The following is a 13634-nucleotide window of genomic DNA, read 5'->3' on the forward strand; positions in this document are numbered from 1 at the left end:
AGATAGTTTTAAATCCAATAAATCCTTCATTCAAATGTTTAAGCTCTATTCCAATTATAGGTAACTTCTCAACAAGCTCGATTATAAATGCCAACTCATGATGACAGTTTCCTTTTTTGAGAAAATTTTAATATAGGACTATCCCATTAAAATTTAAAAAGTTTTCATAGGTGATTAACGTGCGTTAAGGGCTGATTGGTGTGAAGTAAAATTTTTGTACTAAACTTTACATAAGAGTCACTCCTGTACAGAGACAGCGTTATGGATTCAGAAATTAAAAAGAAATTAGTACGACTTTATTTACAAACTCATTATGCAGAAAAATTTCAGGAAACCTGGCTTGATAATATGGAACGTTTTGAATGGATTGGTAAAGCCATTGAGTACATTGATACTAATTTATTCAAAGTGGCTAATCTCGAATCTAATGATTCAGAATACAAAGATTTTGTTCGATTAGTAGGACAGGCGGTCGATTTCAATGATGCTATTCCACCAGAGATTGTTGTTTACGATGGGGACGCTCTTGAGGATGAAGTTCAGTTGTTGAAGTTTAAGTCGCTGACTGATTACACCAGCAGAACCACAGAGTCGCGACCTATCAGTCAGGATAAGTATCTTGATGATTTAAAAAATAAAGCAATTGCAACCTTAAAAAATATAGCAGGCACTGTTTTACCGAACGCAGATATATCCTCTTCAAAAAAACTCAAAGAAGCCATCGATTGGTTTGAAAAAAAGCACAAAGGAGAAGAAAATAGTGATGAAAAAGCGAAATTAAAGAGCATTCTATCACTTCTAAAAAATATCGATAAAATTTCAAAGCTTGAAGTGATTGATATCCCTAATGAACAAGGAACACTTTCTCGATTTTGCACAATGGCGGAATCTGCAGGTGGGGTCACTGAAAAAATATCGGTTACGCCTCGCGAGGAGGTCGCAAAAAAACTGCAAAATATTGTGGATGATGGCGGTAATTTTATTCTTAGTACAAAGAAAGGCGGAAATTTTATTCAAGGTAGTAAATTTCCTTATAATGCTTTTAAGGAATATACATCAGATTGTGAACTAAAAACAAAAGGGATCCTAAAGTTACCCAAACATGGTAAGACCATTGAGGTGCAACGCGAAGCAATAGCATTAAATATTGCCCGGATTCTTGGTTTTGAAACTACCCAGTCCACGATGGTGAATCATAACGGCAAAGCAGCACTCTACGTTCCTTTTGATAATATCCAATTAATGAAAGAATTTGCACAAGGTGAAACACAAAGAATTATTGTACCCAGTGGCATAACAAAAATTGGAACTATTGGCGATCCTTATTTACATCATTCCACCATTACGCCGGTAGGAAATGGGTTACATTGTGACACAACGCTCAATGATTTTGGCGACAAAGCAGCATTTTCTTTTCTTTGTAATGATACGGATTTTGTAGGTGCTTATAATCAAAACAAAGCCATCATTAGAGGTAAAGATCTCTATATCTTTGACCAGGTGATTATGAGTAGCGATAAAATGGATTTTGATACCCGCCTCAGTATGATTCCCACTGGGGTAAAACGCCATTCGCGTCATAACCAGGGCAGAAATCGGAGTCTTATAGAAGACTCCTCTTTTGATACTAAATTTGAGGGAGTGATTCATCTTCTGAATAATCAAGAAAGAATCAATACGATGATGGATAAGATTATCGAAACCCATGCTTCAAATCTCAAAGATACTCAACAAAAGATTGATAGTCTCAGACAAAATAATTCATTAGATACCATGAAAAAGAAAGAATTAAGCTTCTTAACCGATCAGCAAAGTGAATTATTAAAATTAAAAGCGGATGCTGAGACCATTAAGGGCACTATAAACAATCGGTTTGACTCGATGTTTAAAAATTTTCCTAGTATACATAAATCACCCATGACTCCTGCGCTCTTTTTAAAGCATAAGGATCAGATAAAACCGGCCTTGGAGTTAGAAAAGCTGGTTAATAATCCAGTACTATTTTCTGATGATGGCCGTCCTTATCGCCACCCATGGACTACAAGAAATACAACCCGGATTACTGCTATTGAAGAGAGTGGCGAGAATATGCGTTTAACCTTTAGTGAGTTTAATCGCGAACACATTATTAATACTCTTAGAGCCGCAGGTGCTAAACCAGAATTATGCAAAAGACATGGAAATACATTAATTATTCCAAAAGAAGAATTAAAAAAAATCAATGAAAACAGTATCTATCCTGAACGCACACCGTTTATCGCGGATAGTGAAAAGAAAAACTATCTTGATATGAATAGTATAAAGCTTATGAGTGCAGGTTATTCTGGCAATAATTTAAAATCCGCTAATAAACTGATTGAACATTATCAAATTCAAATAAATCTTAATGACAAGAATCCTGCACGACAAGTCGAAGTGATGTATGACACGCTCCATGCAATCAAAGGAAGTTCCGGATTTGCGAAACACCTTGAGCTTAAATTACAACTTGATATACAACAAAAGTTACGACCAATGATATTGAACTTGATCACTGTTGAAGAGTTGCAAGTAGGCATGAAAGATAAACTTGCTCAAGCTTATGAGGCTGCGGTTAAATTGGATAGACTGAATGATCTCAATCATGTATTGATGCGATTTGTGAAAAATCCAGTAAACACCAATCAAAAAGCATTAATTGAATATTTGGATAATTGTATAAAACATGGGGCTTCAGCAACTGATTACAATACGGCTAAAGTTGAGAGTTTAGCTATGCTCAAGGAATCGCATCAAGCATATGATTTAATGCCAACGCGCGATCATAAACCGATGCTCAAACTGAGAGCACCAGTGCTGAAGCAAGATTGGGAAGAGGTAGATGTTTTGACACTACAGGAGCAACAATTAGAGGAAGAAAGACAGGATGTTTTAAGCTTTTCTGATTCCATGGTAAAAAGTCAAGACGCAGTAGAAAGTTTGTCTAAAAATAATGTTGTTGAAATAGAAACTAATAAAACACCACCAGACAGTGAAATAACATTTAAGATTTGATCTATTCACTGCTGAAAAAATAATCGCTTGATGCCAGTACAAAATAAAAGGTATCCTGAGAGTGAATAAGCATCTCATTGTTGATAGGAATGCTTTTTTATGGTACATTTTGTCCGAATATTGATAATTGGTATTTTATGACAAATAATCAAACTGTTACATTATTATTGCTAAAAACGCAGATAGAAAATTTTGTTGAAGACCCAAATGAGTTGAATCGAGAAGATATCCTATCTCGCTTAAACACATTGAAACTCACTGAATTAAATGAGTTTTGTCAGCAACATCCAACGATTCGCAAAATATTAGCTTTATCCGAGTTTGATGCATTTTGGAAAACGCAGCGTGAGGCCATTCGCGTAAAAGATCTGCCCCAATTTCGTTTTAGAAACTCCCCACGATTAAGTGATATGAATATCACCCTTGGTTATCTGAATTATTACTTATCATTGAGATATCCTGAAAATAAGAGCCATTATTTACAACGTGCAATTTTTTTTCATTCATATCATGCTTTCAATGTGTATGCACATGATTGTTTTATGAAAATGTCTTCTAAAGAGGAAGGGACATTTTTTGAGTTGCTTAGTTTGTTGCCCTCTTTTGAAAAAGAGGCAGCTTGGTTGGGTACTCCGGCGTATCTAATTACTGCTAACTTATATTTTAAAGCGGCTCTTCATTTAGTCAAAAAGGATAAAGCACTAGAAGCTTCAGCAGCTTTCCAATTCGTCATTAAATATTTGTGTCTTGCCGATCGAATTGAGTCAGAATCCGAAAATGACATACATAATGCTTATTTTTCACAGGGCTTAGCGCAAAGCAACCCATTTAAACTTTCTACTATCAGGGAAATGCTCCAGGCATGTATTCAAAGTGCTGGAAAATACTTGGATCAAAATACAATTGATATTGCAATGAGTTCTGCTAAGTTAACCCCTTTATCTCATAACGTAGTGCCTTGCCATATAAAAGAGCCCCATTCAGATATTCAACAGGCAATTTTAAAAGATTCTCCTGAATTAATTCAACTCGCTATGCTTACGGAAGAAAACTCAGGAGAGGTTAAATTGTTAAATGACTCACATCTCCTTTTTGCTGTACGACATGGTAAAATGAATAGCGTTCGTTATTTACTATCCGTAGGCTTGAACCCAAAAGCAATGGATGAAGATCAAAACACCTCCTTACATCTTGCTGCGATAACAAAAAACATGGGTATTTATCGCTTAATACAAACTGCTTCTTCAGAACTCATCAAAGTGAAAAACGCATTTCAAATGACTCCAATTGATATACTTAGTGAAACAAATCAATTATCATGTTTTTCAAACCAGGAGCAACTTCAAGCAAGATTAGAAACTGCTATTTTAACTGAGGCAATGGAAGATTTAGACAAGTGTTTGCAACTTGGGGCATGTCCTGATGTGATTTTATCCTCTGGTATTTCCCCACTGTCTCATATGCTAAACGAATTAAATATTAAAGGGATTCAATTACTACAAAATTTTGGTGCTTCTTTGGCATTAGAGGATGCTAAGGGGGAAACGCCTTTTTTTCATCTTCTTAAAAAGGACTGTTCTTTTGAGGAAAGAAAAAATCGTCATATCTATTTTCGTCATTTACTAAATCTTGGTATTAACGGGAATCACCAAAATAAAGAAGGCGAGACATTGCTAATCCAAGCAGTTCGTCGGGATGATTATCATAGTGTTATGTTTTTGTTAGATCAGCCAGAAATTAATACTAAAATAACTGACATATATGGTCTAAGTGCTATGGATTACGCCAAAAAAGCGCCAGATTCGAAAATTGCGTGTTATTTTGAATTATTAGGGCTTAATCAAGATCCACAAGAAACTCAGGAGAACTCATTATCTTCTAAATTGATGCATAGTGATCCGCGCTTTTTCAAAACTTCAGGGGCAGCTCCTGTTACTCTAGATGCAGAGAACTCTCCACGTCTAAGATGATTTTACTTATAAGAGCTGAATTCCATCCTTTTCCCAAAGGACAATCACCTTCCCTGAACAGATACTTTTGATTAACGCCGGGATTTGAAAATCATTTTCCTGGTTGCAAGCAACCAGGCTTCAAATAAGGCAATTTAATGTTTAGATTAACTGATTTCACTCATAGTAGACACTGCATGATAGCCTGCATCAACATGCACCACCTCACCGGTAATTCCTGAGGCGAGGTTAGAGCATAAAAATGCAGCTGTGTTACCGACTTCTTCAATAGTTACGTTTCTTTGAAGTGGGGTAATTTGGGCATAAGCATTTTGAATTTTACGGAAGTCTTTAATGCCCGCTGCCGCAAGAGTTTTAATTGGTCCTGCTGAGATAGCATTAACTCGAACTCCTTTACGGCCCAGGCTTGCCGCCAGGTAGCGTACTGAAGCTTCTAAACTCGCTTTCGCAACTCCCATTACATTATAATTAGGTACTGCTTTTTCCGCACCATAGTAAGACAGGGTTAAAAGAGAACCTTGAGTTTCTTCCATCATGGGTAATGCTGATTTTGCAAGACCAATAAGGCTATATGCGCTGATGTCATGGGCAATTCTAAATCCTTCGCGTGTACAAGACTCAACGAAGTCCCCGCTAATTTGATCGGCCGGGGCGTAAGCAACTGAGTGAATTAGGATATCTAATTGATTCCAATGCTTACGTAAATTGGAGAACAGGGCTTCAATTTCTGTATCATGGGCTACATCACAAGGGAATGTTAGCGTGGAATTGAATTCAGCTGCCATGCTTTCTACACGATCTTGTAACCGTTCATTTTGGTAGGTAAACGCCAGCTCAGCTCCTTGCTCATGAAATGCTTTGGCAATACCGTATGCAATTGAGCGATTACTTGCTAAACCAATAATGAGTGCTTTTTTACCCGCTAAAAATCCCACCATTTTCTCCCATAATTCTAATTAGTGTGTGATGCTAATAATTCCCGCATTTTAGCTTGAATCATTTCAATAGCAATTCTGTTTTCTCCACCACGAGGAACAATGATATCTGCATAACGGCTTGAAGGCTCAATAAATTGCAAATACATAGGGCGTACGGTTGTTTCATATTGATGTACAACTGATTCAAAAGTTCGATGCCGTTCAACAACATCCCTTTTTAAACGTCGGGTCAAACATACGTCCAGGGGAGTAGACATAAAAATTCGAATATCCATTATGTCACGCAACTCTTTATCACTAAAGAGTAAAATTCCCTCAAGAACAATGATGGCGTGTTGACCAATAGTTCTCGTTTCAGGTAAGCGAAGATGTTGGGAGTGAGAGTAAATGGGAATTTCTACTGATTTACCTTGTCTTAAATGACGCAGATGCTCACAAAGTAAGGCATGGTCAAATGAATCTGGATGATCGTAGTTTATTTTTTCCCTTTCAACAAAAGGTAAATGACCATGATCCTTGTAATAGGCATCTTCAGAAATAACTACTACTTGTTCTGAACCTAACTCACTAACAATAGTATTCGCTAAAAGACTTTTTCCTGATGCAGAGGGGCCTGAAATCCCAATAATTATTGCTTGTTTGTTCATGGATTATATCGCTAAAAATTTCGTGCAAATAGTAAATGTTTTTCAGGCCAAATTCAATCTTTAATTAGGTTCTCTCCTCGTAAATTAACGTGAGCTCAATCTATAAATAATTAAATTTTTATATTGCGTTACTTATACGTGAAACGGGTTCCCATATATCCCCTGTTTTTGCGAGGAACAAGCTTTTCGATATAGGTTTATTTGAATCGTCATAAAAGTCGATTTTATACTTTTATGACGTACTCGCATTAATTAAAAGCCTGCGTTACTTCAGGCAAGGGTTGTCCTACTGCTGCGGAAGGATATTTGATCATCAACAATGCTGATAAAGTTGGGGCTATATCTGTTGTGTAGGTTGGCCGAAAAATGCGCTGTGGTTTAAAAGAAGGATGTACAAATAATAAAGGTACATAACTATCGTATTGCCAAGGGCTCCCATGGGCAACTCGGTCTTTACTTTTTAAACCATATGATTGATTGGGTGGTTGGACAATATATACATCTCCAGATCGATAGGGATAATACATTTTATTTACTTTAGCACTAAGCCAATCTTTTTCGATATCTGAAACAGGTAATGCATATGCTTTAAATATTCCAGGTTTTAGAGTTAAAGTTTGCGCCAGGAAATTTTTTACATCATTTGGATTGAGTTTGTGTTGGGCAATTAGTTTATTGTTAAGATAAATATAAGGAGGCGCGATGGACATCAGCGCTTGTTCCGGAAGTTTATATTGATTTTTTAAGGCGTTGCGGATGTCTTGTTCCATTTCAGGAATATTAATGGGGTTAATTTCTTCAAAATGATGCGCTTTTAGGTATGTCGGCCCGTCATTTACCCCATGATCAGCAGTCAGTACAATGAGCGTATTATTTAAGCCGACTTGTTTGTCTATGGTTGCGAAAAGATGGGCTAGTGTTTTATCCAAAGTCAGTAAATTGTCTTCTGCTTCCAGGCTGTTGGGACCAAATTGATGCCCAATTGCATCAACCGCGGAGAAACTAATCGCAAGGTAATCAGTTTTATCAGGAGATTTACCCAATTGTTCTTCGATTAAAAGATGCTCTGCAAAATCAGCGGTTAATTGATCTGCCTTAGGGGTTCTTGATAAAGACTTAAAATATTCAGAGCTTGGTGCTTGAGTTATATGATGTGGAAAAGTTTGTCCAAAAAGCTCATCTTCATGATGAAACTTTGGGGAATTTTTATTGCGATATTCTGATTCAGGTTGACTCAAATTCCAATCGAAATCCTGGGCATGATAGTTTTTATTCCAATTTTTGACCCATTCAGGATATTGGGTGTAGTAATAGTCACTAGTAACAAAACCTCCGTTAGTTGTATCAAACCAAAATGCCTTACCGGCATGGCCAGCCAGGGTAATTGCTGAACGATCCTTTAATGAGACTCCAAAAGCACGTCCTTTTTGAGACAATATGATTTCATCACTCAAAGTAGAAGTATATAAATTTTTAGGTGAGCGTCCAGGTACGGCAATATGGGTATAGGGCGTATGGAGTATGTTTGCTTTTAAATCTTCCATACAATAGACCATTTGTTGTGTTTTTCGATCGTACCATTCATTATTAATAATGCCGTGCAATGCAGGAAAACTTCCTGTAGCAACTGTAGCATGGCCAGCACACGTCGTTGTATTGGCATGCGGATGGTGTGTATTATGATAATCAAGTGCATGACTTAATAGGTAATTAAACCCATCATTACCAAATTGTTGTTGATGTTGGTTAATTAGATCACCACGTAATTGATCAACAACCAGTTGTATGATCAATTTTGGTTGATTTGTTTGAGCATAAGTCGAGATACAACCTAAAATGAAAAAAATCGCACAGATATAATTTTGCATAAATAATCCTAGCAAGGGACAAAAGAGATGAACGAGTGAATAGGGTAATCAAAAGCAGTTAAAAAACAAGATCCCATGAGTTTTTTTCCAGCAATTTGAAACTTGTCAGCTTAGCTTCAAAGCGTTTGATGATCTTTATTTTAGTTATAAATCAATGGTGATTAGCTATTGATTTATAAAGATTAAAAATTAAGTAAGCAGTAAAAAGAAAATGCATGACTGTATGTATGAATTGGTTTACACTTCGGTCGTTGGAGTAAATTTTACTAATTCCCGATTCATGGAGTTTAAGGAGAGCAGAAATGGGTTTTCAGTATGTAGAGCATAAATTATTGGAAAAATATATTAAGGAAAGCATAACAACCGAATTAAAACATCATAGAATTTATGAGAAAGATTTAAAAACCGCATTAAGAACTCTTTATAAAACTCATCCGGAAAGAGCCACTCAGTGTAAGTATCTTCTTGCTGTTATGGGAGGGCTTAATCGATCTGAAATTGAAAATAAAACCTGCATCCTTAATGCAGCTGCATTTTATATTTGGAATCAAATTGATGAAAGCTATCAAGGTGTTGTTACTCCTGTTTTTTTGCGTCCAACGAATAGTAATTTATATAATTCATTAACAACATCCCTGAGTCTCACTAAAGAAAATATGCCAGACTCAAAAGATTTAAAGGGGATGTATGGTGCACTAAACCAATTTATGCGTGAGCATGTATATTTAGATCCTAATAATCCCATAAATGGTTATTTAGAAGAACGCCAGCAGATTTTTTCAAAAAAAAGGATTAGAGGATATGATGTAGAAAAAGTACTTTCTGATTTGATAGAAAAAATCAAGGCATTAGAGTTAGAACAAGTCAAACTTGCTAAAGAAGAACAGTTAGTCAAAGAACCTGATAAAAAAACTGCGACACAGGCTTTTGGTTTATTTGCAGAGAAGATTAGCACGGCTATTGTTACACCTAGCAAAGATCCAGAAGGGCAACCTACGTATCCATGTAGTCGCTAATTGCTTTTATACCTCAAGTTTCAGATGTGAGTGCCGCAAGCCTTGGAATTGGTGTTTAGACACTGATTCCAAAGTTTGCATGATCTTCTTGTCTAAAGCGGGTTAGACATCGTGTGTTTGCTCTATAGGATAGCCAGATAAGGCCCATTCAATTATTCCTCCATCAACTGAGTAGACTTGTTGATATCCTAAAGTTGTTAAACATTGGGCTGCGTATAAAGATCTTACACCTGCTTTACAGTACAAATAGATAGCTTGATTTTTATTAGGAATTTTAGACTCAATGGTGGCAGCAACACTATCTTTGGGCATATGAATTGCGTTCGGGATATGAAACTCTACCCATTCTGTTAATTCTCGAACATCAATTAAACAAAGATCAGGGTAATTTTCCATTGTATTTTTAAGTTCATGTACATTTATTGTTTTAATATTGGGGTTTGTCATAACGAATTTCTCTTACCGGTCTAGTTAATGTTGAGTGATGCAATAACCAATAAATTGCTGCTATAAATACACCACCTATCAGGGTTGCAAATGCCCAAGTAGCAGCAGAAACAAGAACAGGCCTTTGTCCCAGTTGATTCATATTTCCGGCATCATGGGCCACAGCACCAGCAAAAATTAAATGTAAAATACCATTAATTAATGTCATGATATAAAGGAACGTTTGTACTTGTGCAGCAAATTGTTGCGCTAGTTCATTCATCATAAACAGGGGTCCTTTGATTTGTTTGTGAATTAAATTTACATAACTGCTATATATGATACCAGAAAATTAATAAAATCTTTTATTTCTATGCTAACCTCGGTAACATCGTTGAAAAAACAATAAGAGAGAAAGTATGAATGCACATGAAATTCCCGTTCCTCATTTGACTACGGCACATTCTGGACCATTGTTTCATGTGGAAAAAATTGTTCTAAATCAAATTGCTAATATTGAAACTTGGTTTAGGCATCAATGGAAGAAAACGCCTCCTCCATTAACATCATCTGTTGATTTACGGCATGCAGGTTTCAAAATAGCTCCTGTGGATACCAATTTATTTCCCGCAGGATTTAATAATTTAAATCCTGAGTTTCTTCCTTTGTGCATTCAAGCAGCACAGTCTGTGCTAATCGACTATGTACCTGATTGCACTAAAATTTTGTTGATTCCAGAAAGCCATACGCGTAATAAATTTTATTTACAAAGTCTTAATGTTTTAAAAACAATTTTTATAAAAGCTGGTTTTGTTGTTCGTATAGGAAGCTTAGATCCCGAAATATCTGAACCTAGGGAAGTTGCTCTTGAAAATGGTGAAACTTTGTTGTTGGAACCGATACAACGTGAAGGTGACCGTGTAAGCCTGGCTGGTTTTAAACCTTGTTTTCTCTTGTTAAATAATGATTTGTCTCAAGGTGTTCCCGAGGTTCTCCAAGGCATACAACAAAAAATAAGGCCCACAGCGCAGTTAGGATGGTTTTCAAGATTAAAATCCAACCATTTTAATTTTTATGATGAAGTGGCTAATGAGTTTTCTCAATTGGTAGGCATGGATTCGTGGTTAATTAATCCTTATTTTAGTGCTATAGAAGGTATTGATTTTATGGCACAGGAAGGCATTGATAAATTAGCTATAGAGGTAGATAGAATTTTAACCTTAATGAAAGATAAATACTCAACCTATGGCATCAAAGAGAGTCCTTTTGTTGTCATTAAGGCTGATAATGGCACTTATGGGATGAGTGTGATGATGGTACATGATGCTGATGAAGTTCGTTTACTAAACAGAAAGCAACGCACACGGATGTCAGCGAGTAAAGGCGGCCGTAAAGTAGACAGAGTCATTGTTCAAGAGGGTGTTTATACTTTTGAAACGATGCCAAATGGTTCTGTTGCTGAGCCTGTAGTTTATATGATTGGCCAGTTTGTAGTAGGTGGATTTTATAGGGTTCATAAAGAACGCGGTATTGATGAAAACCTGAATGCACCTGGAATGCATTTTGAACCTTTGGCCTTTGCTCAAGCTTGCAATATGCCTTCTGATGATTTGACTGAAGTGGACTATCCAAATCGTTTTTATGTTTATGGGGTTATTGCTCGTTTAGCTGCCCTTGCTGCTGCAAAAGAAATTGCGGCAATTGGGGGTGAGTAATGCATCTAGGGATATTACTCGATCCGATAGACCAATTAAAACCTTATAAAGATACTACTCTTGCTTTTCTTAAAAAAGCACAAAATATGGGGTGGTCTTGTGTTGTTTTTACCCAGGAAGATTTATTCTGCAAAGAAGGTCGTGCGTTTGCGCAAGTCTATGATTTAAGTATGGGTGATTTGTATCGTAACGATTGGGCTAAAATAACCAATCTCGGGGAAAGGCCTTTAGGTTCATTAGATATTATTTTGATGCGAAAAGATCCTCCTTTCAACACAGAATATATTTACACTACTTATATTTTGGATCTTGCTGAACGCGAGGGTGTTTTAGTAGCAAATAATCCACAAGCTTTACGTGATGCTAATGAAAAATTTTTTACTTTAAATTTTCCACAATGTTGTCCTACAACACTGGTTTCTAAGAATATAAAACGATTGAAGGCGTTTTGGGAGGAGCATAAGCAGGTAATTTTTAAGCCCTTGGAAGGAATGGGAGGAAACTCTGTATTTCATGTTGAAGAACAAGGGAAAAATTTGGCAGTAATTTTGGAAGTGTTAACAAAAAATCAGACGCAAACGATCATTGCCCAGCGCTATGTTGATGAAATAAAAACAGCAGGAGACAAGCGTATTTTGTTAATTAATGGTCAACCGATTCCATATGCTCTGGCACGTATTCCTGCAGAAGGAGACTTACGAGGTAATCTGGCAGCAGGAGCCCGTGGAGAAGTTGTGCCTATCACCACTAGAGATCAGTGGATTTGTGATCAAATTGCTCCCACGCTTAAGGCAAAAGGGTTGTATTTTGTGGGTATCGATGTGATAGGGGATTATTTAACAGAGATTAATGTTACAAGTCCGACTTGCTTACGTGAAATAGAAGCTGAAACCAAGTTAGATGTTGCTGGTGATTTTTTAAGATGTCTTGAAACGGTTTGCCGTAGTAGAAAAAACAAATAAAGATTTAGCATTTCTTGATTGAACTTACTGTTTAGCTATTCATCGTTTTCGCGTTAAAAGCTTGAGGGCGGGAATTTCGAAAATCTGGAGTTTGTCCAAAAACTGTAACTTCTCTCAGGATGCCTTGAGTTGGCACCCTGTGATTGAGTTTTTGGGGACTCTCTGATTTTCGATCAATTAGATAATTGCTGAGTAGTTATTCATCAACATAATCACTCCCAGCCTCTGCTGCAGCGTCTTGCTCTGCTTTTTTATCTGCTGAATACAGAGCTCCATTATCTGCTTCGGCACCAGTAATCAGATGGTTTCTATATTGTAAATAGGCATCACGCATAAATGCGTATTTATCTAAAGCTTCGTCCATTATGCGATCCGTATCAAATAATTGAGAACGTAAATCAATATAACGAAGTGCCAACAAGCTGTAGACGAGTGTATCATCATTAATATAAACATAAGGACTGTATAGCGCAAATTGGAAAAGCCATCCGGCACCATCTCGAAGGGTGCTTGGGCCCAAGAAGGGTATAACAAGATAAGGAGAATTCTTATCCCCCCATTTAGCGAGTGTCAGACCTAAATCATTTGAGTGGGGTGGTAAACCAAAAGTTTTCGCTACATCAAATAATCCACCCACGCCTAAAGAAGAGTTTATGATGAAACGCCAAGAGTCACGTATTGCCCACTTTCCTTGTGCTTGTAAGAGGTCATTTCCTACGGTAGGAATAAGATCCAGATTATTGTAAAAATTATTAATACTTTTACGAACAGGAGCAGGAATAACAGCCCTGTATACTTTTGCTGGAGGCTTTAAAAGTAAATTGTCGAGAGCGGTATTAAATTTATATACTTTGCGGTTAAAAGGTTCAAAGGGATCAGCAGGGTTCGTTCCTTTACAAACACAACCAGATAAAATGAGACTACTCGTAAAACCGATAACTGATAAGAAGGATCGCATGATTTTTTTTATTATTTATTGTATTGGAGATGTTACACGAGTTTAATGTTCTTGCAAACTATCCAGATGAGGATTGCTTTCCAGTTAATTCATTTATTTCC

At 36.7% G+C, this 13634-nt stretch carries 11 protein-coding genes; 5 read left to right on the top strand and 6 right to left on the bottom strand.

Annotated elements, in window-relative coordinates; all coding sequences use genetic code 11:
* The first annotated feature begins 261 nt into the window (after positions 1-261).
* Positions 262-3033 (top strand): hypothetical protein, encoded by a 2772-nt coding sequence (locus tag EKG34_RS00385; protein ID WP_003632289.1) that lies wholly within the window; start codon positions 262-264, stop codon positions 3031-3033.
* A gap of 137 nt (positions 3034-3170) precedes the next feature.
* Positions 3171-5003 carry a DUF5630 domain-containing protein gene (locus tag EKG34_RS00390; RefSeq protein WP_223800000.1) on the top strand — a complete coding sequence of 611 codons (1833 nt, stop codon included), beginning with the start codon at positions 3171-3173 and terminating at the stop codon, positions 5001-5003.
* A 146-nt stretch (positions 5004-5149) separates the two neighbouring features.
* On the opposite strand, the gene EKG34_RS00395 is transcribed toward EKG34_RS00390, so the two are convergent.
* The 3 genes from EKG34_RS00395 to EKG34_RS00405 form a co-directional block, all read right to left on the bottom strand.
* The gene (locus EKG34_RS00395) at positions 5150-5941 is read right to left on the bottom strand and encodes an enoyl-ACP reductase FabI (RefSeq protein WP_003632287.1); all 792 of its coding nucleotides are present in this window, start codon (positions 5939-5941) and stop codon (positions 5150-5152) included.
* Positions 5942-5955: 14 nt separating this feature from the next.
* Positions 5956-6588: a uridine kinase gene (gene udk, locus EKG34_RS00400; protein ID WP_003632286.1), complete on the bottom strand. Its 633-nt coding sequence runs from the start codon at positions 6586-6588 to the stop codon at positions 5956-5958.
* A 248-nt stretch (positions 6589-6836) separates the two neighbouring features.
* A complete protein-coding gene (locus EKG34_RS00405; RefSeq protein WP_003632285.1) occupies positions 6837-8456 on the bottom strand; it encodes an alkaline phosphatase family protein in 1620 nt (539 codons plus the stop codon).
* 302 nt (positions 8457-8758) lie between these two features.
* Between EKG34_RS00405 and EKG34_RS00410 the strand changes: the two genes are divergently transcribed.
* Positions 8759-9472: a hypothetical protein gene (locus tag EKG34_RS00410; protein ID WP_003632284.1), complete on the top strand. Its 714-nt coding sequence runs from the start codon at positions 8759-8761 to the stop codon at positions 9470-9472.
* 102 nt (positions 9473-9574) lie between these two features.
* On the opposite strand, the gene EKG34_RS00415 is transcribed toward EKG34_RS00410, so the two are convergent.
* Together EKG34_RS00415 and EKG34_RS00420 are read right to left on the bottom strand one after the other, a co-directional pair.
* Positions 9575-9919, bottom strand: a complete 345-nt coding sequence (locus tag EKG34_RS00415) for a rhodanese-like domain-containing protein (RefSeq protein WP_003632283.1) — start codon at positions 9917-9919, stop codon at positions 9575-9577.
* Positions 9900-10184 carry a hypothetical protein gene (locus EKG34_RS00420; RefSeq protein ID WP_003632281.1) on the bottom strand — a complete coding sequence of 95 codons (285 nt, stop codon included), beginning with the start codon at positions 10182-10184 and terminating at the stop codon, positions 9900-9902. Before EKG34_RS00420 ends, EKG34_RS00415 begins: the two co-directional genes overlap by 20 nt.
* Before the next feature lie 133 nt (positions 10185-10317).
* Here EKG34_RS00420 and gshA point away from each other — a divergent pair, with 133 nt between their 5' ends.
* Together gshA and gshB are read left to right on the top strand one after the other, a co-directional pair.
* Entirely contained in the window at positions 10318-11613 is a 1296-nt protein-coding gene (gshA, locus tag EKG34_RS00425) for a glutamate--cysteine ligase (RefSeq protein ID WP_003632280.1), read from the top strand.
* Positions 11613-12575, top strand: coding sequence for a glutathione synthase (gene gshB, locus EKG34_RS00430; RefSeq protein ID WP_003632279.1), 963 nt, complete (start codon positions 11613-11615; stop codon positions 12573-12575). The genes gshA and gshB overlap by 1 nt, the downstream gene beginning before the upstream one ends.
* A gap of 196 nt (positions 12576-12771) precedes the next feature.
* Here the strand turns inward: gshB and EKG34_RS00435 are convergent, their stop codons facing one another.
* Entirely contained in the window at positions 12772-13533 is a 762-nt protein-coding gene (locus tag EKG34_RS00435; protein WP_003632278.1) for an MlaA family lipoprotein, read from the bottom strand.
* Between the last annotated feature and the right edge of the window lie 101 nt (positions 13534-13634).

Origin of the sequence: Legionella longbeachae (assembly GCF_004283175.1) — a bacterium.
GTDB classification, from domain to species: Bacteria; Pseudomonadota; Gammaproteobacteria; order Legionellales; family Legionellaceae; genus Legionella; species Legionella longbeachae.

What these genes read in the sequence shown, in the direction of transcription:
- EKG34_RS00385 (WP_003632289.1), top strand. Translation starts at nt 262, where the DNA reads ATGGATTCAGAAATTAAAAAGAAATTAGTACGACTTTATTTACAAACT.
- EKG34_RS00390 (WP_223800000.1), top strand. Translation starts at nt 3,171, where the DNA reads ATGACAAATAATCAAACTGTTACATTATTATTGCTAAAAACGCAGATA.
- EKG34_RS00395 (WP_003632287.1), bottom strand. Translation starts at nt 5,941, where the DNA reads ATGGTGGGATTTTTAGCGGGTAAAAAAGCACTCATTATTGGTTTAGCA.
- udk (WP_003632286.1), bottom strand. Translation starts at nt 6,588, where the DNA reads ATGAACAAACAAGCAATAATTATTGGGATTTCAGGCCCCTCTGCATCA.
- EKG34_RS00405 (WP_003632285.1), bottom strand. Translation starts at nt 8,456, where the DNA reads ATGCAAAATTATATCTGTGCGATTTTTTTCATTTTAGGTTGTATCTCG.
- EKG34_RS00410 (WP_003632284.1), top strand. Translation starts at nt 8,759, where the DNA reads ATGGGTTTTCAGTATGTAGAGCATAAATTATTGGAAAAATATATTAAG.
- EKG34_RS00415 (WP_003632283.1), bottom strand. Translation starts at nt 9,919, where the DNA reads ATGACAAACCCCAATATTAAAACAATAAATGTACATGAACTTAAAAAT.
- EKG34_RS00420 (WP_003632281.1), bottom strand. Translation starts at nt 10,184, where the DNA reads ATGATGAATGAACTAGCGCAACAATTTGCTGCACAAGTACAAACGTTC.
- gshA (WP_003632280.1), top strand. Translation starts at nt 10,318, where the DNA reads ATGAATGCACATGAAATTCCCGTTCCTCATTTGACTACGGCACATTCT.
- gshB (WP_003632279.1), top strand. Translation starts at nt 11,613, where the DNA reads ATGCATCTAGGGATATTACTCGATCCGATAGACCAATTAAAACCTTAT.
- EKG34_RS00435 (WP_003632278.1), bottom strand. Translation starts at nt 13,533, where the DNA reads ATGCGATCCTTCTTATCAGTTATCGGTTTTACGAGTAGTCTCATTTTA.